The 22,101-nt window shown below is 63.4% G+C and carries 20 protein-coding genes; 11 read left to right on the top strand and 9 right to left on the bottom strand.

The features are described from left to right. The first annotated feature begins 197 nt into the window (after positions 1–197). Positions 198–1,118, top strand: coding sequence for a D-alanyl-D-alanine endopeptidase (gene pbpG, locus Q7C30_RS10645; RefSeq protein ID WP_317871472.1), 921 nt, complete (start codon positions 198–200; stop codon positions 1,116–1,118). Positions 1,119–1,150: 32 nt separating this feature from the next. On the opposite strand, the gene Q7C30_RS10640 is transcribed toward pbpG, so the two are convergent. Beyond that, positions 1,151–1,570 (bottom strand): hypothetical protein, encoded by a 420-nt coding sequence (locus Q7C30_RS10640; RefSeq protein WP_317871471.1) that lies wholly within the window; start codon positions 1,568–1,570, stop codon positions 1,151–1,153. 65 nt (positions 1,571–1,635) lie between these two features. Next, entirely contained in the window at positions 1,636–2,337 is a 702-nt protein-coding gene (locus Q7C30_RS10635) for an NUDIX hydrolase (protein ID WP_317871470.1), read from the bottom strand. 134 nt (positions 2,338–2,471) lie between these two features. Here Q7C30_RS10635 and Q7C30_RS10630 point away from each other — a divergent pair, with 134 nt between their 5' ends. From Q7C30_RS10630 to Q7C30_RS10610, 5 genes are all read left to right on the top strand, one after another. Continuing rightward, positions 2,472–3,122, top strand: coding sequence for a nicotinamidase (locus tag Q7C30_RS10630; protein ID WP_317871469.1), 651 nt, complete (start codon positions 2,472–2,474; stop codon positions 3,120–3,122). Continuing rightward, positions 3,119–4,318: a nicotinate phosphoribosyltransferase gene (gene pncB / locus Q7C30_RS10625; RefSeq protein ID WP_317871468.1), complete on the top strand. Its 1,200-nt coding sequence runs from the start codon at positions 3,119–3,121 to the stop codon at positions 4,316–4,318. Before Q7C30_RS10630 ends, pncB begins: the two co-directional genes overlap by 4 nt. Positions 4,319–4,487: 169 nt before the next feature. Further along, positions 4,488–4,928, top strand: a complete 441-nt coding sequence (locus Q7C30_RS10620) for a nuclear transport factor 2 family protein (protein WP_029614835.1) — start codon at positions 4,488–4,490, stop codon at positions 4,926–4,928. A 121-nt stretch (positions 4,929–5,049) separates the two neighbouring features. After that, entirely contained in the window at positions 5,050–6,423 is a 1,374-nt protein-coding gene (ppnN, locus tag Q7C30_RS10615; protein WP_039577036.1) for a nucleotide 5'-monophosphate nucleosidase PpnN, read from the top strand. A gap of 226 nt (positions 6,424–6,649) precedes the next feature. Beyond that, positions 6,650–7,288: a TIGR04211 family SH3 domain-containing protein gene (locus Q7C30_RS10610; protein ID WP_317871467.1), complete on the top strand. Its 639-nt coding sequence runs from the start codon at positions 6,650–6,652 to the stop codon at positions 7,286–7,288. 59 nt (positions 7,289–7,347) lie between these two features. Here the strand turns inward: Q7C30_RS10610 and quiC are convergent, their stop codons facing one another. Beyond that, on the bottom strand, positions 7,348–9,243 hold the full coding sequence (gene quiC / locus Q7C30_RS10605) for a 3-dehydroshikimate dehydratase QuiC (RefSeq protein WP_317871466.1): 1,896 nt from the start codon (positions 9,241–9,243) through the stop codon (positions 7,348–7,350). Between the two features lie 277 nt (positions 9,244–9,520). On the opposite strand from quiC, the gene Q7C30_RS10600 reads away from it, so the two are divergent. Next, the gene (locus Q7C30_RS10600; RefSeq protein WP_029614832.1) at positions 9,521–10,891 is read left to right on the top strand and encodes an MFS transporter; all 1,371 of its coding nucleotides are present in this window, start codon (positions 9,521–9,523) and stop codon (positions 10,889–10,891) included. Here the strand turns inward: Q7C30_RS10600 and Q7C30_RS10595 are convergent. The 4 genes from Q7C30_RS10595 to Q7C30_RS10580 form a co-directional block, all read right to left on the bottom strand. After that, positions 10,881–12,305, bottom strand: coding sequence for a DOPA decarboxylase (locus Q7C30_RS10595; protein WP_317871465.1), 1,425 nt, complete (start codon positions 12,303–12,305; stop codon positions 10,881–10,883). The genes Q7C30_RS10600 and Q7C30_RS10595 overlap by 11 nt on opposite strands. Positions 12,306–12,413: 108 nt before the next feature. Then, complete coding sequence (locus Q7C30_RS10590; protein WP_116887995.1) at positions 12,414–13,358, bottom strand: LysR family transcriptional regulator; 945 nt, start codon at positions 13,356–13,358, stop codon at positions 12,414–12,416. 76 nt (positions 13,359–13,434) lie between these two features. Continuing rightward, the gene (locus tag Q7C30_RS10585; RefSeq protein WP_317871464.1) at positions 13,435–14,145 is read right to left on the bottom strand and encodes a YebC/PmpR family DNA-binding transcriptional regulator; all 711 of its coding nucleotides are present in this window, start codon (positions 14,143–14,145) and stop codon (positions 13,435–13,437) included. Positions 14,146–14,241: 96 nt separating this feature from the next. Next, positions 14,242–15,633: an FAD-dependent oxidoreductase gene (locus Q7C30_RS10580; RefSeq protein WP_317871463.1), complete on the bottom strand. Its 1,392-nt coding sequence runs from the start codon at positions 15,631–15,633 to the stop codon at positions 14,242–14,244. Positions 15,634–15,761: 128 nt separating this feature from the next. Between Q7C30_RS10580 and Q7C30_RS10575 the strand changes: the two genes are divergently transcribed. Continuing rightward, on the top strand, positions 15,762–16,637 hold the full coding sequence (locus Q7C30_RS10575) for a LysR substrate-binding domain-containing protein (RefSeq protein ID WP_317871462.1): 876 nt from the start codon (positions 15,762–15,764) through the stop codon (positions 16,635–16,637). A gap of 18 nt (positions 16,638–16,655) precedes the next feature. Here the strand turns inward: Q7C30_RS10575 and tam are convergent, their stop codons facing one another. Then, positions 16,656–17,432 carry a trans-aconitate 2-methyltransferase gene (tam, locus tag Q7C30_RS10570; protein WP_317871461.1) on the bottom strand — a complete coding sequence of 259 codons (777 nt, stop codon included), beginning with the start codon at positions 17,430–17,432 and terminating at the stop codon, positions 16,656–16,658. A gap of 165 nt (positions 17,433–17,597) precedes the next feature. On the opposite strand from tam, the gene Q7C30_RS10565 reads away from it, so the two are divergent. After that, positions 17,598–18,332: a FecR domain-containing protein gene (locus Q7C30_RS10565; protein ID WP_317871460.1), complete on the top strand. Its 735-nt coding sequence runs from the start codon at positions 17,598–17,600 to the stop codon at positions 18,330–18,332. 64 nt (positions 18,333–18,396) lie between these two features. On the opposite strand, the gene Q7C30_RS10560 is transcribed toward Q7C30_RS10565, so the two are convergent. After that, positions 18,397–19,809: an amino acid permease gene (locus tag Q7C30_RS10560; protein WP_039577013.1), complete on the bottom strand. Its 1,413-nt coding sequence runs from the start codon at positions 19,807–19,809 to the stop codon at positions 18,397–18,399. A 332-nt stretch (positions 19,810–20,141) separates the two neighbouring features. On the opposite strand from Q7C30_RS10560, the gene Q7C30_RS10555 reads away from it, so the two are divergent. Together Q7C30_RS10555 and Q7C30_RS10550 are read left to right on the top strand one after the other, a co-directional pair. Continuing rightward, positions 20,142–21,557, top strand: coding sequence for a PLP-dependent aminotransferase family protein (locus Q7C30_RS10555; RefSeq protein ID WP_317871459.1), 1,416 nt, complete (start codon positions 20,142–20,144; stop codon positions 21,555–21,557). 261 nt (positions 21,558–21,818) lie between these two features. Then, entirely contained in the window at positions 21,819–21,968 is a 150-nt protein-coding gene (locus Q7C30_RS10550; protein WP_317871458.1) for a hypothetical protein, read from the top strand. Positions 21,969–22,101 lie beyond the last annotated feature (133 nt).

Below are 22,101 nucleotides of genomic sequence, written 5' to 3'. Positions count from 1 at the left end.
CACCTCAGCGCTGAATGGACCAGTAGACCTGTCCAGGTCACCGGCGCGAAACCGAAACAAGAATTAAATTTCCTTCACCTTGCGCCCATTCGGAATAAGGCATTCGACAGGGATCGGGCCATACTCCAGAATGCGCCGATCAGCCAAGGGGAAACCCTTGCCCAGCAACGACATACCCAAGAGTAGTGAGCCTCAACGTGAAAACTTCCCTGTCCATCTTCAGCCTCTTGCTGGCGCTCACAGGAACAATGACATTCCCGACGACTGCGGCTGCGCAGTCTTCGATTCAGGAGCAGCGTGACCCTTCCAAGCTGCACCTGGCGTCCGGCAGCGCGCTGCTGATCGACCTGAACACCAACAAGGAGCTGTACGCCAGCCACGCCGATCGTGTTGTTCCTATCGCTTCGGTCACCAAGCTGATGACCGCGATGGTGGTGCTCGACGCCAAACTGCCGATGGACGAAATGCTCACCATGACCATCGCCAACAACCCAGATCTCAAGGGCGTGTTTTCCAGGGTCAGGCCCGGCAGCGAACTGAACCGCCGCGAGACCTTGCTGATCACCCTGATGTCGTCGGAAAACCGCGCGGCCAACAGCCTCGCCAACCACTATCCTGGCGGCTATCCGGCGTTCATCAAAGCGATGAACGCCAAGGCGCGCAGCCTGGGGATGAGCAAGACGCGCTATGTCGAGCCGACGGGCCTGTCGACTCAGAACGTCTCGACCGCCCACGACTTGGCCAAGCTGCTGATCGCCTCGCGCAAGTACCCCATGCTCAGTGAACTGTCGACCACCCGCGAGAAGACCGTGGCGTTCAGAAAGCCCAACTACACCCTGGGCTTTCGCAACACCGACCATCTGGTCAACAAGAGCAATTGGGACATCAAGCTGACCAAGACCGGCTTCACCAATGAAGCAGGGCATTGCCTGGTGCTACTGACGCGCATGGACAACCGTCCGGTGGCGATGGTGATCCTCGACGCGTACGGCAAATTCACCCACTTCGCCGATGCCGGGCGCCTGCGCCAGTGGCTGGAAACCGGGTCGGCCAAGGCCGCACCGGCGGTGGCGATGCAGTACAAGTACGATCGCCAGGGTCGGGCGCGGGTGGAGTGACACACGCGGGCGGCCACCCAGGGCCGCCCGTTTCAGGCCTGGGTGCTGACCATACCGCCCGAACTGCTGCCACCCGATTTGGTCAGGGCCTTCAGCAACTCAGCGGTGGCCTTGAGAATCTGGCCATTGATAGCCGCGATCTGCCCCTGAGCGCCTGCAACTGCAGCCATCTTGGCCTTTTCCTCCATCGGCTGCGCCTGAATCTCGGCCAAGCGTTTCTGTGCCTCGGCCAACTGCTTCTGCAATTCTTTGATCAGGTCACGCATCTGCTTGATATGCGCTGGCTCATCGCTCTGCTCGCTGGCCTTGGCCTGTTCGGCCTTGCTCGCCTGCGTGGGCATCTGCACCTCGACGGTGTTCGCCTTTGCAGTCGTCTGCTCACTGTCTCCACTGGCCTGAGCAGAGGATTGCGCCCCTTGAATCGTGAAGTTGACGCCGGTGATTCCGACCATTTCCTGTCTCCGCAAAGCGTTTGATCAAGCCTGTTTATCGGCCGCAAACCGCCGTTCTTGAGCCCTCAGCCCTCCGGCAACAGGCTGCGCTCGAACAGAAACGGTCCGTTAGTCTGCGGTAGATGCTCGTAGACCTGCTGCGGTCGACCCAACCGTGGCTGAATGCGCTCGCCCGTATCACGCACCCAGCCCGCGTCCTTCAGGCGCTCCAGGCGTTTGCGCAATGAGGTGTTATTGACCGTTCGCCCCAGACACGCCTGGGTCGCACTCAGCGCCTCGAGCACGGTGAAACGTGCGGGCAACAGGTACAGGGGCAAGCTGCTGTAGAGGCTCTTGGCGGCCAGACGCTCACAGGCTCGCTGGATCAGCAGGGCGTGGTCGAATGGCAGCACCACCTTGCGCGCCGACAAGTCGTCCAGGTCGAAGAACGCCTGCTGTTCACCGTCGAGCACCTGTGCCGGATCGAGCAGGGCCAGATAGTAGGTGCTCAGCGACCAACCCCGTGGATCGCGAAACGCATTACCCTCGGTACCCACCTGCTCCAGGTGCCGTGGCAGCACCTGAGCTTTTTCCTGCAACGCTCGCGCGGCGGCGGCATCCAAGCTGTTGTCTGGTGTACGGCCATTGACGATCACCCCCGGCAACGCCCATTGGCCCAGATGCGGTTCGCGTTCGCGGCGATGCAACAGAACCTGAAGGCGCTGCGCCTGCAAATCCAGGCGCAAGGCAACGATGTCCACGCTGGCCATGACGGCTATCGAACTCATCCCGACTCCTTTTTTTCAGCCTATATTCCACCAGGTATTTTTTATGATGCAAGCCAAATCCCATAAATAAAAGCGCTTGACACACTTAAACCACCAGATGGATTATATAGCCATTCCGGCCGAGGAGCCTTCCGATGAAAATCGCCAGTTTCGACGTAGACGCCCAGAACGGCTTCACTGCCAACGCCCCGCTCGAGCTGCCTGTGCCTGACGGCCATCTGATCGTCCCGGCACTCAATGCCATGGCCCGCCGCGCCGATCTGCGTCTGGGCAGCAAGGACGCTCACCCGGCCAAGGCGGCCTGGACAGTCGATGAGGCCAGTCAAATGCTGCAACCCTTGCCGCTGGCCAACGCCGACCTGACCTGGGTCAGCCACTGCGTGCCGGGCACGCCAGGCTTCGAACTGCTGCCTGGCCTGCCGGCCCCGATCGACTACGACTACTTCGTCTGGAAAGGCGTGGAACCCGATCTGCATCCTTACGGCGCCTGCTACCACGACCTGGCCGAGCGTCGCTCCACCGGGGCGATCGAATTTCTCAAGGTGCAAGGCGTGGAAACGGTGATCGTCGGCGGCCTGGCGCTGGATTACTGCGTGCGAACCACCGCCTTGCAGCTCAGGCGCGCGGGTTTCCAGGTGTTGCTGTACCTCCCAGCCTGCCGCGCCCTGAGCACCCAGGGCGGCGAAGACGCCTGCTCCGAATTGATCCGCGCCGGCGTGCTGACATGCCCTGACGAAGCCGCACTCGACCGCCAACTGGCCCTGCTCAAGGAGACCCGCCCATGAGCGACGACGTATTCGCCCCACGCATCATCCAGAACTTGCTGGACACCGATTTCTACAAGATCACCATGATGCAGGCGGTCTTGCACAATTACCCTAACGCCGAGGTGGAGTGGGAATTCCGCTGCCGCAACGCCGAAGACCTGTCGCCCTACCTTGCGGAGATCCGCTATCAGATCGAACAGTTGGCCGATGTCTCGGTCACTCACGACCAGCTCGCCTATCTGGAGAAGATCCCCTTCATCAAGCCGGACTTCATCCGCTTTCTCAGCCTGTTCCGCTTCAACCTGCGGTATGTCCAAGTCGGCCTGGACGATGCCGGGCAACTGGCGATCCGCGTGCGCGGGCCCTGGTTGCACGTGATCCTTTACGAAATCCCTCTGCTGGCGATCATCTCCGAGGTGCGCAACCGCTACCGCTATCGCGAAGTGACCATGGAGCAGGTCGGCGAACGCCTGTATCAGAAGCTCGACTGGCTCAAGCGCGAAGCCAGCGCCGATGAACTGGCGGGCTTGCAACTGGCCGACTTCGGTACCCGCCGTCGATTCTCCTATCCGGTCCAAGAGCAGGTGGTACGCATCCTCAAGCACGATTTTCCGGGCCGTTTCGTCGGCACCAGCAACGTGCACCTGGCCCGTGAATATGAACTTCGGCCGATTGGCACCATGGCCCACGAGTGGTTCATGGCCCACCAGCAACTCGGTCCGCGCCTGGTCGACAGCCAAGTGGCCGCACTGGAGTGCTGGGTGCGTGAATATCGCGGCTTGCTGGGCATCGCGCTGACCGACTGTATCGGCATGGATGCATTCGTCAGGGACTTCGATCTGTATTTCGGCAAGCTCTTCGATGGGCTGCGTCACGACTCGGGCGATCCGCTGGCCTGGGCGGAAAAAGCCATCGCCCACTATCAGCGCCTGGGCATCGATCCGTTGAGCAAGACCCTGATCTTCTCCGACGGCCTGGACTTCGCCAAGATGCTGCAGCTCTACCGCGCCTTGCATGAGCGCATCAACGTCAGCTTCGGCATCGGCACCCACCTCACCTGCGACATTCCCGATGTGACACCGATGAACATCGTGATCAAGATGACCGCCTGCAACGGCGCGCCGGTGGCGAAAATTTCCGACAGCCCGGGCAAGACTCAATGCCGTGACGAAAACTTCGTCGCCTACCTGCGTCATGTGTTCAGCGTGGTCTGATGCAGACCACTGCTGTCGCCGGCACCGGCAAGGCCGGGCGGCGATAGCGGTATGCCGGTCGGCGGGGCTCTGGACAGAAGCGTTCTGACAAAGCTGAAAATGTTATATTATAACAATAATCAGCTCTCAAATCGTCTTCTCCCCTCCTACCCTCACTCCAGAGCTCAACATGACCCAGCACCCAGCAGTCGCCTCCCACCCAACCGACCTTTACGCCGACACCGAGATGGCCTGCCTCGCCGGCGCCAAAGCCGCGCTCTATCGCTGGGCCGCGACCGTGGCCACGCGCGATGTCGACCAGGTGCTGGCCCTCTACGCCGAAGACGCGATCCTGGTGCCGACCTTGTCCAATCAGGTACGCGATTGCCAGGACAGTCGCCGCAACTACTTCGAGAACTTCCTGGCCAACGACGGCCTGGTCTGCGATATCCAGGTGTTCAAGAAGCGCGTCAGCCGCAAGCTCGGCACCGTGGTGGTCGGCGGCCTGTACACCTTCGTCTACCGCCAGGCCGGCGAGCAGCGGGTGGTGCCTGCGCGTTTCCTGTTCACCTTCGAACGCATCGAAGCGCAGTGGCTGATCACCGGCCATCACTCCTCCATCGAGGCCTGAGCAGCCCCGCGCACGCCGAGCGCGCAGCCGCAGATTCTTTGCCGGCCCTCTCGTTGCCAGGTGCAATTGTCGGTATGGTGGTGTCAAAGAAGGATGTTTTACCCGCACAGGAAAGACTTTGATGCCCCACCGCAATGTCATCAACGCCTCCGTCAGCCCCAAGGGCAGCCTGGAGACACTGTCGCAACGTGAAGTCCAGCAACTGAGTCAGGCCGGTACCGGCAGCCTCTATACCCTCTTCCGCCAATGCGCCCTGGCCATCCTCAACACCGGCGCGCATGTCGACAACGCCAAGACCATCCTTGAAGCCTACAAGGACTTCGAGGTGCGCATTCACCAGCAGGACCGAGGCGTGCGCCTGGAGCTGCTCAATGCACCGGCCGACGCGTTCGTCGACGGTGAAATGATCGCCAGCACCCGCGAAATGCTGTTCAGCGCGCTGCGCGACATCGTCTACACCGAAAGCGAGTTGGCCAGCCAGCGCATCGACCTGGAGAGCTCACAGGGCATCACCGACTATGTCTTCCACCTGCTGCGCAACGCGCGCACCTTGCGCCCGGGCGTGGAGCCGAAGATGGTGGTGTGCTGGGGCGGTCACTCGATCAGCACCGAGGAATACCAGTACACCAAGAAGGTCGGCCACGAACTGGGCCTACGCAAGCTCGACATCTGCACCGGCTGCGGCCCCGGCGTGATGAAAGGTCCGATGAAGGGCGCCACCATCGCCCATGCCAAGCAGCGCATGGCCGGCAGCCGCTACCTGGGTCTGACCGAGCCGGGCATCATCGCCGCCGAGGCGCCCAACCCCATCGTCAACGAACTGGTGATCCTGCCGGACATTGAAAAACGCCTGGAGGCGTTCGTACGTGTCGGCCACGGCATCATCATTTTCCCCGGTGGCGCGGGCACGGCCGAAGAGTTCCTGTACCTGCTCGGCATTCTCATGCACCCGGACAACCACGACCTGCCCTTCCCGGTGATTCTTACCGGACCGCGCAGCGCCGAGCCATTCCTGCAGCAACTGCATGCGTTCGTCGGCGCCACCCTCGGCGAGGCCGCGCAGCGTCATTACCAGATCATCATCGACGACCCAGCCGAAGTGGCTCGACACATGGTTGAAGGCCTCAAGGCGGTCAAGCAGTTCCGCCGCGAGCGCAACGACGCCTTCCACTTCAACTGGCTGCTGAAGATCGACGGCGGCTTCCAGCATCCGTTCGACCCCACCCACCAGAACATGGCCGACCTGGCCCTGCGCCGCGACCTGCCGCCCCACGAACTGGCCGCCAACCTGCGTCGGGCGTTCTCCGGCATCGTCGCGGGCAACGTCAAGGACAAGGGCATCCGCCTGATCGAGGAGCATGGTCCTTACCAGATCCGCGGTGACCAAGCGATTCTCGACCCGCTCGGCAAGCTGCTGCAGGCTTTCGTCGACCAGCACCGGATGAAGCTTCCTGGCGGTGCGGCCTATGTGCCGTGCTATCAGGTCGTGACCTGAGTTCCTGGCATTTTGCCTCTGCCGCAGCGGCGCTTCGTCGCTGCGGCTTCCTTCACCGAACGATGTCGTGGGTAATACATTTCTCGCAACACCTCGCAGACTTTTCCTCCGCTGAGCAGTGAACCAGCCCACAAAAAAAAGGTCTTTGGCTGACGGTCAATTCACCGATCGGCTCACGGCCCATTCACCGGGCTTTTCATCCGTTACTGCTTCTGCGAAGACCACCATGCCCGAATTCCGCCGCGCCACCCTCGCCCTCCCCGTGCTGTTCGCCTCGCTGCTCGTTGCGGCCCCCTTGGCCGATGCCGCAGAGGCCAGCACCGATGCGCGCTGGGTCAGTGACAGCCTCAGCACCTACGTGCGCAGCGGTCCGACCGACGGCCACCGCATCGTCGGCACGTTGAAATCCGGACAGAAGGTGACGTTGGTCAGCAGCCAGGGCAACTACAGCCAGGTGCGCGGCCAAAGCGGCGACCTGGTGTGGATCCTCACCAGCGACCTGCAAGCGGTGCCCGGCCAGAATGAGCGCCTACCCCAGCTCGATGCTCAGGTGGCGGAGCTCTCTGGTCAGCTCAAGACCATCGACGACAGTTGGAAGACCCGCGTGCAAGGCATGCAGGAGACCCTTGACTCACGCAAGGCGTTGATCGACGAGCTGCAAGCGCGCAACAAAACCTTGGATGAGCAGCTCGAGCAGTCCCAGTCGACTCTGCGCGATACCCAGGCGCGCCTGGGCGACGAGAACAAGCAGGTGATGATGCGCTACATGGTGTACGGCGGCAGCATTGCCGGCGCCGGCCTGTTTGTGGGCCTGATCTTGCCGGCGCTGACCCGCGGCCGTAAACGCAATGACCGCTGGTTCTGACCTGGCGCTCGAAGGGCTTCGCCGCGACGCCTGAAGGCCGCAGCGAAGCCCACATCTGGCTACTTCGTCGCACTGCCGCGCAGCTTGGCCAGCGCCGCCAGACGCACCGCCACGTTCGCCGCGCCATACCCTGCATAGCCGCCCCTGCGCTGGATGATCTCGAAGAAGAAACGTCCCTCGAACGGCTCGGTGTACACATGGAACAACTCACCGCCTTGGGCATCGCGGTCGTACAACACGTTGTAGTAGGCCAGCTCACTGAGAAATTCGTCGTCGAAGTCGAAGCGCGCCGCCAAGTCATCGTAGTAGTTCAGGGGGATCTCCAGCAACGGCACCCCGGCGTCCTTGGCACGCGTGACCTCGGCGAAGATGTCTGCACAATCGAAGGCAATATGGTGTACGCCCGAGCCGCGATAGCTCGATAGCGCATGGGCGATGGCAGTATTGCGGTTCTCCGAGATGTTCAGCGGCAGACGCAACGTCCCGCAGGGACTGCGCAGCGCCCGACTCTTCACCAGGCCATAGGGGTCGGGTAATACCACTTCGTCATCGGCCGTAAAATCGAACAGGCTTTTGTAGAACAGCACCCAGCTGTCCAAGGCATCGGCCGGCAGTGCCAGGGCCATGTGATCGATGCGTTGCAGCCCACCCGTAGCGCTGGCCTGTGGGTCCACACGGAAGTCGCTGTCATAGATGCTCTGCCCGGCCGTGGCAGACTCGACCAGGTAGATCAGGCTGCCATCGGGCGCGCGCACGGCAGCGAGCTCACGCTCGTTGGGCCCGACCAGCCCGCGAAACGGCTGACCACCGTAGGCCACCGCGCGCTGCAGCGCGGCCTGCGCATCGTCCACCCGCAGCGCCGCCGCGCACAGCGACGGGCCATGCGCCTCGAAAAAGTTGTGGCTGAACGAATAGGGTTCGGCGTTGAGCACGAGATTGATGTCACCCTGGCGCAGCAGCCTGACCGCCTTGCTGCGGTGCTGGCCCGCCTCGGCAAAGCCAAGCCGTTTCAACCAGCCGCCCAGACGCGCACCGACCGCCTCGTCCACCGCGAATTCGAGAAACTCGACGCCGTCGTAGCGACTGGCCGCGGGCGGCGCGAACAAGATACCGGGCTCCACCGCCTGGGCTTGCTCAGCCAGGCGCAGACGTGCCTTTTCCTCCAGATACAACAGCGAAAGCAGTCCGTCAGCGGCATTCTGGCGAGTCGGCGCCGCACGGAAGCCATCGTTGAAGATTTCCAGCGACAGCGGGCCGCGATAGCCACTGGCAATGATCGGCGCGAGAAAACCCGCCAGGTCCAGTTCACCCTGGCCGGGGAAGCAGCGGAAATGTCGGCTCCACTCCAGCACATCCATGGCCAGGATCGGCGCATCGGCCATCTGCACGAAGAAAATCTTGTCGCCGGGCAGGTCGCGGATGCCGCGCGGATCGCCCTTGAGCGAGAGGGTATGGAAACTGTCGAGAATCACGCCCAGCGCGGGGTGATCGGCCTGGCGCACCAGGTTCCACACCTGTTGCCAGGTGTTGACGTGTCGGCCCCAGGCCAGACCTTCGTAGCCGATGCGCAAGCCACGTGCACCCGCGTGCTCGGCCAGTAACCTCAGGTCATCGACCAGCACCTGTTCCTCGCCCAGGGCATCGGCCTGCACATTGCTGCACACCAGCACCAGATCGGTGCCCAGTTCCTGCATCAGGTCGAACTTGCGCTCGGCCCGGTCGAGGTTTTTCTGCAGGCGCTCGCGCTTGCATCCCTCGAAGTCGCGAAACGGCTGAAACAAGGTGATGGCAATGCCCAAGTCCGCGCACAACTGGCGGATCTCCCGTGGGGAGCCGGCGTAGTGCAGCAGGTCGTTCTCGAAGATCTCGACGCCGTCGAAGCCAGCGGCAGCAATGGCTTCGAGCTTCTCAGGCAGGGTGCCGCTCAAGGATACGGTGGCGATGGAGCGCTGCATGGTAAGTCCCTAGTTGTTCGCGCAGGCACCGGTTCGTCTACCGAAGAGCCCGCTTGTTCTCGACGATGGCAGGATCGATTATTCGCAGGTAAAGTCGCATCGGCAACGCTCTTTGTACGAAATGGTTAGTTTGCGTTCGATAATCGAACAGAACCCATCAACGCCAATTGATTCACTCTGAATCTCTGGACAACCATGCGTTCGTCGCTGCCATCCGGGCCCATGCCTGCCCGAGGGCGACTGCCTTCCGACAACAGACAAGAACAACGGAGACACCATGGCCCATTCTTCCCAGGCCAAGAAAGCCACCGCCAGTGGCTGGATCGGCTCGGCCCTCGAGTACTACGACTTTTTCATCTATGCCCAGGCGGCAGCACTGATCTTCCCGCAGATCTTCTTTCCATCCACCGACCCGAAAATGGCCATCATTGCCTCCCTGGCCACCTATGGCGTCGGCTACCTGGCCCGCCCCGTCGGCGCCTTCGTGCTCGGGCACTGGGGCGATACCCGCGGGCGCAAGAACGTGCTGCTGCTTTGCATGTTCCTGATGGGGCTGTCGACCATGGCCGTGGGCCTGCTGCCCACCTACCATGACATCGGCCTGCTCGCCCCCGCGCTGCTGGTGGTGCTGCGCCTGATCCAAGGCTTCGCCGTGGCCGGAGAAATTTCCGGCGCCAGCTCGATGATCATGGAGCACGCGCCGTTCGGTCGCCGTGGCTACTACGCCAGCTATACCTTGCAAGGCGTGCAGGCCGGCCAGGTGATGGCGGCGGCCGTGTTCCTGCCGCTGGCCTACTTCATGCCCAGCGAGGCCTTCAACGATTGGGGCTGGCGCATCCCGTTCCTGATGAGCGCCGTGGTGCTCATTGCCGGCTTCATCATTCGCAAAGAGGTGCATGAAACTCCGGCGTTCGTTCAGGAAGAGCGCCAGGACAAGGTGGCCAAGTCGCCCATCGGCGAGGCCTTCCGCCACAGCTGGAAGCACATGGTGCTGGTGATGTTCATGGCGCTGATGAACGTGATCCCGGTGGTGGCGACCATCTTCGGCGCGGCCTATGCGGTGCAACCGGCCTACGGCATTGGCTTCGACAAGAGCGTGTACCTGTGGATCCCGGTGGTGGGCAATATCGTCGCGGTGCTGGTGATTCCCTTCGTCGGTAACCTGTCCGACCGTATCGGACGCCGCCCGACCATGATCGCCGGCTGCCTGGGTTCGGGGCTGCTGGCGTTCGTCTACCTGTACGCCATCAGCATCCAGAACGTGCCGTTGGCCATCGCCGGCTCGATCCTGATGTGGGGCCTGGTCTACCAGGGTTACAACGCGGTGTTCCCCAGCTTCTACCCCGAGCTGTTCCAAACCCGCTACCGGGTTTCGGCCATGGCCATCGCGCAGAACATCGGCACCATGCTCACCGCCATGCTCCCGGCGCTGTTCGCAGCCGTCGCACCGCCGGGCTCGACGCACATCTGGCTAGTGGTCGGCGGGCTGGCGTTCGTCATCACCTGCGTCTGTGCGCTGGCCGCTTACTTGGCCCCGGAAACCTACCGCCTGGCCATGGACGACCTGGGTAATCCGCAGGCCAAGCCCTTGGAGAAAGCCGCATACGATGCCAGTCGCAAGAGCAGCTTCGAGGTGGTCAGCCCCTGACAGGGGCCTTCACCACCGCCTGCAGATTCGCCCAAAGACGCTCGACATCCGGCCGTTCGGTCGGCAACGCGCCGACCGACACCCGTACCATCCAGCGGCCGTCCAGGGTCGCGGGGGTGACATAGGCCTTGCCCGAAGCATTGAGCCGGTCCGCCCAGCCGCGCGTATGCGCGTCCAGGGCGTCGCCGTCCAGCGTTGCCGGACGGTGACGCAGGCACAGGGTCTGCAACCGCACCGGTGCCAGCAGTTCCCAGTCTGGCGCTGCGCCGACCTGCTCGGCCAGCCAGCGGGCGTTGTCCAGGTCGCGGCGCAAGCGCTGCTGCAACGCCTCGACCCCTTCGCTGCGCAACATGAACCACAGCTTCAGGGCACGGAAGCGCCGGCCCAGCGGTATGCCCCAGTCGCGCAGGTTCTTCACCTCACCGTCCACCGACGACTGCAAGTAGCTGGGGTTGGTACTCATCACCCGGATCAGGTGCTGTGGATCGCGCACGTAGTACAGCGAGCAGTCGAAGGCCACCCCCAGCCATTTGTGCGCATTGACCACCAGCGAATCAGCCAGCTCGATGCCGTCCCACATCCAGCGGCACTCCGGCAGGATCATCGCCGAGCCGGCCATCGCCGCATCGACATGCAGCCACACGCCCCTCGCCTGAACGATGTCACCGATGCCCCGCAGCGGGTCCAGTGCGGTGGTCGCGGTAGTGCCGAGAGTCGCGACCACCGCGCAGGGCTGATTGCCGTCAGCCAGGTCCTGGTCGATGGCCGCTTGCAGCGCCTCGGGACGCAGCGCGAAGTGCTCGTCGGTCGGGATCTGGCGGATGTTGTCGCGGCCGAAGCCGGCCAGCAGCGCCGCTTTGTCCACCGAGCTGTGGGCCTGGGCACTGACGTACACGATCAACGGTTTGTCCTGGCTTTGCAGACCACCCCGGGCCAAGGCATAGCCGCTACTGCGTTCACGGGCACTGATCAGCGCGACCAAGGTGCTGGTCGAGGCGGTGTCCTGGATCACCCCACTCCACTGCGGCGACAGGCCCAACAACTGGCGCAGCCAGTCGAGCGTGACTTCCTCCAGCTCGCTCAAGGCCGGGCTGGATTGCCAGGACAAGCCCAAGACGCCTAGACCGGTGCTGAGAAAATCGCCGAGTACCGACGACAACGTGCCATTGGACGGGAAGTAGCCGTAGAAATCAGGATGCTGCCAATGGGAGAGGCCAGGCATCACCTGCTGGAGCACATCGTCGAGAATCGCGGCGAAAGGCTCGCCTTGTTGTGGCGCTTGCTCGGGCAGCGCCGCCTTCAAGTAGCCCGGCTCGACCTGAGCCATCACCGGATGCTCGCCAACGCGCTGGCGGTAATCGGCGATCAGGTCGATGAGCTGGTGGCCGTGCTGACGGAATTGTTCGGGGGTCACAAGAGGGCTCCTGGGCGGATGAAGTGTCGGGGCAGCCCCTGACACGCGGCAATCGGTCCAGTCTAGGCCAGCCGCCTTCCAGCAATAACCCCGCTTCGCGCATAGCTGCTATGGCACGTGCGCATGCCCACCCTCGACTCCGAAGGACGACTGACGCCACAGCTCGAACACTCGATTGCGCAACCAGCGGTGCTCGGCAGACGCCTGCAAGCGCTGGTGCCAGACCACCCAGTAGCGCTGGCTGTGGGCGACGAAACCCAGCGGTCGCCAGGCCAGGCCGTGCAGACGGCACAGTTGTCGGGCGATGTGTTCCGGCACGGTAGCCAGCGCCTGACCCTGGCCAACCACCTTGACCATGGCGCCGAAGAACGGCACCTGCAATTGCAAGCGTCGCTGCAGGCCTTGAGTGCGCAAGTGGCGATCGATGAAGCTGTCCTTGTCACCGCCGCCAGACACCCGCACATGCCGATAGGCCAGATAGTCCGCTTGACTGACGGCGACGCCTGCGGTCAGTGGGTGATCGGCGGCCATCAGGCACACCGCCTGATCCTCGCCGAGCAGGCGGCCATGCAGGTTCGCCGGAGACTCGTCGAACAGGGTGGTGGCGAGGTCAACCTCACCGCTGGCCAATAGCCCATATTCCCCGGCCTGCCAAGTGCGGTACTCCAGCGACACGCCTGGTGCTTCGCGCTCCAACGCTTCCACCAGCACGGGCAGCATGAACTCGGCCACGTAGTCGGATGCAGCCAGACAGAACCGACGCTCGCACCGGGCGGGATCGAACACCGGCGGCTGGCGCAGCGCACTGAGTTCTTCGAGTACCTGACGCAGCGGCTCGACCAAGGTTTCGGCATGCTCACTGAGTACGTAGCCACGGCCCTGACGCACCAGCAGCGGATCGTCGAAAGCGTCGCGTAGATGGGCCAGTTGACGGCTCAGTGCCGGCTGACTGCAGCCCAGGCGTTCGGCGGCATGGCTGAGATTCTTCAACCGCAGCAGACAGTCGAGGGTACGCAGGTGGGCAAGACTCAGGGAGGCGAAAGTGGGGGTCATGGCGGGCCTTCCTGAAACGCTGGCCGCCCCGTGGCGAGCGAATTGGCCAAAGGGCGGCAGCGGCGCTTGGTGCTGATCAGTCGGCCAGGCCGACATACACGTTCTGAACGTCGTCATTCTCGTCGATCGCTTCCAGGAACGCCTCGACCTCGGCCAGGGCCTCGGCGCTCAGGCTGGCCGCGCTCACCGGGTTCTTGGGCGTGTAGCCGATCTTCGCCGACGTCACGGTGAAGCCGTGATCAGGCAGGGCTTTCTGCACCGCGTCCAGGTCGGTGGTGTCGGTGATGAACAAGGTCGAGCCTTCTTCGTCTCCTTCCTCGAAATCCTGGGCACCGGCTTCGATGGCAGCCATTTCCGGGTCGGCGTCGCCCACCGGGGTGGCTTCGATCAGACCGACGTGGTTGAAGTCCCACGCCACCGAGCCGCTGGCGCCCAGTTGACCCTTGCGGAACAGCACGCGGACCTGCGCGACAGTGCGGTTGACGTTGTCGGTCAGGCACTCGACGATCAGCGGCACCTGATGCGGTGCGAAGCCCTCGTAGCTCACGGCCGAGTACTGCACCGTATCGCCATCCAGGCCGGCGCCCTTGCGGATCGCGCGCTCCAGGGTCTCGCGGGTCATCGACGCCTTTTTCGCCTGCTCCACGGCCAGGCGCAGGCGCGGGTTCATGTCCGGGTCGGCGCCAGACTTGGCCGCGATCTGAATTTCCTTGGCCAGCTTGCCCATGATCTTGCCCTTGGCATTGGCGGCGGCTTCTCTATGTTTGGCTTTCCACTGTGCGCCCATCTCGACTCTCTTGTCTGCGCGGCCGGTTCAGGAAGCGACCGGCCAAAAAGTGGGGAGAGTTTATACGCCCTCGCCGACCGGTTCGACAAGAAATCCTCACCCCTTGTCGGCCTTCCCCGCCGCGGCCGCGAACTTGGCCAGGCGGACATCGAGCCGCCGAGGCCGTTGCCCTCGGTCTTCGGCGCGCTCCTTGCGGCGGATGGCCTCGCGCACCAGCAACGAACCGAGGTAGCGGATGGGCTCTGGCGGAAATAGTCCCAGCGGCCCACGCACCAGCGGTGAGCGGGTCCAGGCATTGTCCAGGCCCAAGGCCAGCGACGAGAGGATCTGTCCGCCCATGTGGCAGGGTCCGACACCGCTGCCGGAGTAACCCAAGCCGTAGAACACGTTGGCTTGCCCGTCCAGTCGGCCGAAGAACGGCAGGCCGCTGACCGATCGATCCGATGGGCCGTTCCAGCTCGCCGCCAGCGGCACCTCGGCAAGACTCGGAAAGAACTCGCCCAGGGTGCGTTGCAGCAGCGCACGATACGGCGAAGGCTGGTCGAACACCTTGGACAGCCGCCCACCGTAGGCGAACGTATTACCGCCCTTGCCCAGCATCAGCCGACCATCGACGGTAGTGCGGTAGTAATGTACGAAAATCCGCGAGTCGAGCACGCTGATGCCGCTGTCCAGTCCGGTCTGGTGCAACAACTCAGCACATGGCTCGGTGATGACCATGTCGCTGGAAACGATCGCCACGCTGCGCTCGAACGCCCGGAACTGGCGCGCCATCGCGGCATTAAGCCCCAGCACCACGCGATCGGCGCGGACAGTGCCGTGAGGCGTGTGCAGCGCCACCACTGGGCCATGCTGCAACTGCGTCATCGCCGTGCCTTCATGAATTCGCACGCCGTGCTGCAGCGCCACCCGGCGCAGCCCGCGCACCAGTTTCGCCGGTTGCACGGTGGCCGCCGCTGGCGAGAACCAGCCCTCCAGGTGCCGGCGCGAGCCGGCGCGGCGCTGCACCTGCGGCAACGGCAGACGCTGGAAGCTGCTGATGCCCTGGCGCTCGAGCGCCGCGATCACCGCATCGGTGCTGCCCACCTGTGCGGCATTAGTGGCCGTATACAGCGTGCCGTCACGGCGGTAATCGCAGTCGATGCCGTGCGCCTGGCAGAACGCGCCGATGGCGGCGATGCTGCGCTCGGACTCGCTCACCAGGCGCACCGCCTCGGCCACACCGAACAGCCGTTCCAAGGTGAAATACTTGGCTGACCACGACAGCGCACAGCCGCCATTGCGACCACTCGCGCCGGCCCCGCAGATATCCGCCTCGATCAGCAGCACATCCAGCGTCGGCTGGGCCTGCTTGAGCATCAGCGCGGTCCACAGGCCGGTGTAGCCGCCGCCGACGATGCAGACATTGCAGCGGACATCGCCCTGCAACGGGGGACACGGTGACTCGGACTGTGACGCCAGCGCCTGCTGCAGCCAGAACGGTCTCATTGCGCGAGTTCCTTGTAGACGAAAGCAAAAGACAGGGGGTATCAAAACAAGCGCTGAACGATAAGAAAAATCGATTTATCGTATGTCAGTCATAAGCCGAGCTTTTACTACTGTCGTTGGAGACGTCCATGTCGGTCTCGCATGCTCAACTCAAAGCCTTCCACGCCGTCGCCCTGCATCACAACTTCACCCGTGCCGCCGAATATCTGTGCCTGACCCAGCCTGCCGTCTCCGATCAAGTACGCAAGCTGGAAGAACGCTTCGGCATCCTGCTGTTCCAGCGCAACAAGCGCACCGTGGGGCTGACCGACCTGGGTGAGCGCCTGTTCGGCATCACTCGACGGCTATTTGCCTGCGAAGCCGAGGCCGTCGAGCTGTTGCAGGACTCCCGCGCCCTGGACACCGGCAGCCTGGTGCTGGCGGTGGACGCGCCGGTGCATGTACTGCCGCAGATCGCACGCTTCTGTCAGCGTTACCCGGGCATCCAGGTCAAGGTCGAAACGGGCAACAGCGACCAGGCGCTGGCCCGGCTCTTTCGCTACCAGGCCGACTTGGCGCTGCTCGCCTGCGAGGTGACGGATGAACGGCTGTTCTGCCTGCCGATCCGCAGCGACCCGCTGGTGGCATTCGTTTGCGCCCAGCACCCCTGGGCGACACGCGGCGCCCTTCGTCTTGCCGACCTGGACGACACGCCACTGGTGCTGCGCGAACCCGGCTCGGTGACCCGGCAGGTACTGGAAGAGGAAATGCAGCGCGCCGGCCTGCGCGTGCGCACGGCCATCGAGGTGCAAGGCCGCGAAGCCGCGCGCGAAGCGGTCGTGGCGGGAATTGGCGTGGGCGTGGTGTCGGCGGCCGAATTCGGCGCCGATGCCCGCTTGTGCGCACTGCCGATCGAGGACTGCCATCGGCGCTTGAGCGAAACCCTGGTGTGCCTGGATGAGCAGCGCTCGCGCCGGGTGGTGGCGACGTTCCTGCAGATGGTCCAGGAAAATGCCGAGGATTGATGCTCGCCGGCGCCGCACTCAGCGCGTGGCCACCACGAACAATCGTGGAAAGGGTAGCAGCACCTTGCCGTCGGTCGCGGCTGGGTAATCCTGCTGCATCGCTTGCAGGTACAACTGCAGGAACGCCGCGCGTTCGTCCTCATCCAGGCGCGCCAGGTAAGGCCGCAGACCCGAGCCCTTGAACCACTCCACCACCGCTTCGGCGCCACCGCTCAGTGGGTGGTGATAGGTGGTGCGCCAGACGTCTACCCGTGCGCACAGCGGGCTGAGCAGGTCGTAGTAGAATGTGGCGCTGTGCCGTGGCGGCAGGGCGAAGTCGCTGAATTTTTCTTTCCACGGTCCTTGGCCGGCAATCTCGCGCATGCGCCGATGAGCAGGCTCGTCCAGGTTGTCAGGGGTCTGCACCGCCAGGCTGCCACCTTCGGAAAGCTGTTGCACCAGGTGTGGGTACAGCGCGCCATGCTCGGGCAGCCACTGCAAGGAGGCGTTGGCGAGAATCAGGTCCTGAGGTTCGGCGGCGTTCCAAAGCGCGATGTCCGCCACCTCGCAGCGTACCCGGGGCACCTTCAGACGGGCACGCTCACGGGCCTTGTCGATCATGTCCTGATCACTGTCCAACGCCACCACCAACGCATCACCGTACTGTTGCAGCAACACTTCGGTGGAGTTGCCGGGGCCACAGCCCAGGTCGGTAGCGTGACGAACCGGGCGCGGCGGCACCGCCGCAAGCAAGTCGCGCACGGCGCGGGTGCGCTCGTTTTCGAACAACGAATACTGAGTGGCAGACCAGGCCATGGGCAGCTCCTTGGGCAGGGGGAAGTATCAGCATATGCCTTTCGGTGCTCGTCTGGGGTAAGTGCCGCACCGATTCGTTTCGTCAGAAACAGATCATGCCTGCGAAGGCTGGAACTGACAGGCGAATGCGAAGGTCATCCGCTTAGTCCATACATGCTGTCAACCATGAAATCCTTGCGCTCCTCACCCCTTGCCTTGCCCATCGCTCTCCTCGCTCTGGTCGGCGCATCGCTGCTGCTCGCCTCGCCCTGGATGGGCCAAGGCTTCGACGTGTCGGATCTGTCCACCGATAGCCAGAACCGTCTGACCCGGCAACTGGAAGACGGCAGTCTGCTGACCCTGGATAACGGCTCGGCCGTGGATCTGGAGTTCGACAGGACGCAACGCCGCATCCACCTACTCAAGGGGCAACTGCTGCTGGAAGCGGCCAGGGGCGACACCCGACCGCTGTACATCGTCACCCCGTACGCCACCCTACGGCCACTGGACGCCACGCTGATCGTCGAACGGCTGCAGGACAGCAGCGAGGTGACCGTGCTCGACGGTCGGGTCGAATTCCAAGGCAATGATGGGCGCCTGTCACTGAACCGCAGTCATTACCTGCGCTTCGATGCCCAAGGCCACAGCACACCGATCAAGGCCGATGGTGGCGATGCCCAAGCGGCCTGGTATCTGGAACGCCTGCCGGGCACTGGCCAAGCGTTGAACGAAGTGCTCGAACGCCTGGCTCGACATCACCGTGGCGTGCTGCTATTCAGCGCCGCCTCGCTGGCCGACCTGCGAGTGGCCGACGATCTGGCGCTGGACGACAGCGACCAGGCCTTGCAGTCGCTGGAAGCCGCGCTGCCCATTACGGTCAGCCACTACACCGACTGGATCACCGTGGTCAGGCGCCGCTAGCGGCCACCTACAAAAACGCGGCCGACCCTGGGAGAGTCGACCGCGCGTGGCGAACCGCGAAACGTCAGTGACGCTTGGCGCTGCGGATCTGATGCACGACACCCATGGCCACCACGACGGCCGCGGCAATGCCGGTGGACAGCACGATTTCCTGGTAGTCAGCCATGAACGCCATGGTCACCAGTGCGGCCACGATGAAGGCGATCACCAGGTAGGTCAGCCAGGGGAACAGCCACATCTTCAGGCGTACCTCGCGGCCTTCGGCAATCAGCTTGCGACGCATGCGCAACTGCGAGAAGGCGATCACCAGGTACACCAGCAAGGCGATCATGCCCGTGGTGTTCATCAGCGTGTCCAGGACATCCTTCGGACGCAGGGTGTCGCTGAAGTTGATCAGTGCGCAGAAAATCGCCACCACGCACGACCCCATGATCGCGTACACCGGCACGCCAGTACCGGCGCGGGTGATCTTGAAGAACGACGGTGCGTCGCCGCGCTGGGACAGCGAGAACAGCATGCGCGAGGCGGTGTAGTGGCCGGAAATCAGGCAACTGCTCACCGAGGTCAGCACCACGAAGTTCATCAGCAGTTCGGCATAGGGCACGCCCAGCAGTTCCAGGGTGCGACGGTAGGCGCCGTAGCCGGAAACGCCCAAATGCGGGTCGTTCCACGGCACCAGGCAGACGATCAGGAAGATCGAGCCGACATAGAACAGGCACACGCGCCAAACCACCGAGTTGGTCGCCTTGACGATCTGGGTGGCCGGGTCCTTCGCTTCGGACGCGGCAATGGTGACGATCTCGGCGCCGAGAAAGGCGAACATCACCCCGAGCAGGGCCCCGATCACCGTGGTGATGCCGTTGGGCATGAAGCCTTCGGCGGTCAGGTGGGTAATCCCGCGCACCTCACCGAATTGCCAGATGTTCAGCACCGCCGCGGTACACACCACCAGGAAGCAGACAATCGCCACCACCTTGATCAAGGCGAACCAGAATTCGAACTCGCCGTAGTGCTTGACGTTGAAGAAGTTCACAGTGATCAGCAGCAAAGTGGTCGCCAACACGAACACGTTGACGCTGACGCCGGGGAAGAAACCGTGCAGGATCTTGCCCGCCACGTAGGCTTCCCAGGCCATGAGGATGACCCAGTACCACCAGTACAGCCATCCGATGGTGAAACCGGCCCAGCGCCCGATGGCGCGGTCGGCGTAGGTGGAGAACGAGCCGGTGTCCGGCGAGGACGTCGCCATCTCGCCGAGCATGCGCATGATCAGCACCACCAGGATGCCGCCGGCGAGATACGCCAGGACAGCCGCTGGACCGGCGCTGTGGATCACGCTGCCGGAGCCGACGAACAAGGCGCCGCCGATCACCCCGGCGATCGACATCATCGTCAGGTGGCGCGACTTGAGCGAGGCACTGAGCTGGCTCTCGTGCCCCCCTTTCGCGGTGGTGGAGGATGTGGATGTTGCGTCCATCAGTTGTGTACCCCGTGTTTCTTTTTATCCAAGGAAAACTGTGAAACCCCGATGGTTATCGGCCTCACCTTTACATCAGCGCTAATGCGGGCAGGAGGTGTGAGAAACACACGCAGACCTTCCATGGCGGCCTGCTGACGCGTCCGAACGTGGCCGCTCGGACGTACTGAACGTGCTACATCTGGCGATATCTGACACCTAATGTAAAAATGTCCGACACAGAGAGCCATGCACAGTGGCATGAAATCCGCACTGCACTGTACAGGCCGCCCATGCAATACACCTGCGACACCGCGCAGGCGCCCGCCGCTCTGCACCCCTGAAGGCCCCCCATGCTGCGACTACACCCCGACGCCCCTACCCCGCTGGTCAACCAGATCATCGACGGCCTGCGCGCACTCATCGACAACCAGACCCTCAAGCCCGGCGCCAAGGTGCCGTCGATCCGCGCGTTCGCCTCGACCTACTCGGTGAGCACCTTTACCGTCGTCGAAGCCTACGACCGTTTGGTGGCCCAAGGGCTGCTGGTCAGTCGCGGCAACGCCGGCTTCTTCGTCAGTCGCACGGCCGGCGAGGTGCTCGACGCCCAGACCCCGACCGCAGACGCAACCCGACCATCGTTCAACTCGGAATGGTACCTGCAGCAGATCTTCGAAACCCGCCAGTTGCCGTTCAAGCCCGGTTGCGGCTGGCTACCCAACGACTGGATGTATGAAGACGGCCTGCGCCGGGGCATGCGCCAGGTGGCAGGCAGTCCGCTGGAGCTGTCCGGCTACGGCGACCCGATGGGCCTGCCGGAGCTGCGCGCGCTCACCGCGCAGAATCTGCAGCAGGAGCTGTCGATCGTGGTCAACCCGGCGCAGCTGATGCTCACCCACGGCGCCAGTCAGGCACTGGACCTGGCGGTACGCACGCTGGTGCGCCCGGGTGACGTGGTGCTGGTCGACGACCCGGGCTATCCCAACCTGATGAGCATCCTGCGCTTTCAAGGTGCCACGCTGGTGGGGGTGCCGCGCACGCCGGGCGGTTATGACCTGGACCAACTGCAGCGGCTGCTGGCCGAACATCGACCGACGGTGTTCTTCACCCAGCCGCACCTGCACAGCCCAACCTGTTCGCGTACGCCGCTGGCGCAACTGCACCGTCTGCTGCAACTGGCGTCGCAGCATGGGGTGCGCTTGGTGGAGAACAACTTGTATGCGGACATGATCGCCAATCCGCAGCCTTGCCTGGCCAGCCTCGACCACTTGCAGCAGGTGGTGTATGTGGGCAGCTATTCCAAGAGCATCTCGCCGAACGTGCGGGTCGGCTATCTGGTGGCTGAGTCGGAACTGATGCAAAGGTTGTTGCAGTTGAAGATGCGCTCGGGGCTGACCACCTCTCAGGTGATGGAGCGGGTGGTGTATGCGGCGGTGATCGATGGGCGCTGGCGCAAACACCTCAAGCGTCTGCGCCAGCGCCTGGCGCAAGCGCACCAAGTGGTCGGGGGGCGCTTGCAGCGGATGGGGTTCGAGCTGTTCACCGAGTCGGATGAGGGGATGTATATCTGGACGCGGCATCCGGGGATTCCTGATAGCGCGGCGTTGTTGGACGAGGCGCTCGAGGCGGGGGTGATGTTGGGGCCTGGACAGTTGTTCATGGTCGATGCGGGGGTGACGGGGTGGATGAGGTTCAATGTGGCGTTTAGTTTGGACGAGGGGATGTGGGGGGTCTTGGAGCAGGTTGTTCGGGGGCGGTTGGGGTTGTAGGGGGGCTGGTGGTGTCTGCTATTTTTTGTTGCATCTCTTTGATTTGCATTGGGTTTTAGTCACCTTTTCGCCTTTACGGCGACCCCCTTTTTTTCTTGGAAAAAAGGGGGGCAAAAACCGCTTGCTCCCGCATCCGGCCCCTGCGCTGCGCGCAGGGGTTCCCTCGCGCCGGCGTCGCTCCGGGAGGACCGCGCTTAGGGACCATCGTGGTCCCAAGCGCTTGACGGGCATCCATGCCCGTCACCTCCCTGCGCAACGCCTATGCTCGGCCTCCTGAGGTCGCGGTTGGCGGTGTTGGAGCTACCGCGCACTAAGATCAAGGGCAACGGCAACGGCAACGGCAACGGCAACGGCAACGCCGATTTGATCGCGCAGCGCTCCAGAACATCTGCCCCACCGCCCAGCTTCTAAGCGCGCGCCAGTTCAGACGCCGCCCATCGCGACCTCAGGAGGCCGAGCAGAGGTGGCATGGAGGGGGTTGACGGGCATGGATGCCCGTCAAGCGCTTGGGGCCATGGATGGCCCCTAAGCGCGGTACCCCCGG

It is taken from the genome of Pseudomonas sp. RAC1, from assembly GCF_030658255.1.
Classification (GTDB): Bacteria; Pseudomonadota; Gammaproteobacteria; order Pseudomonadales; family Pseudomonadaceae; genus Aquipseudomonas; species Aquipseudomonas boreofloridensis.
The sequence above is the reverse complement of the archived record's forward strand: the minus strand, read 5'-3'. Positions and strand labels throughout refer to the sequence as shown.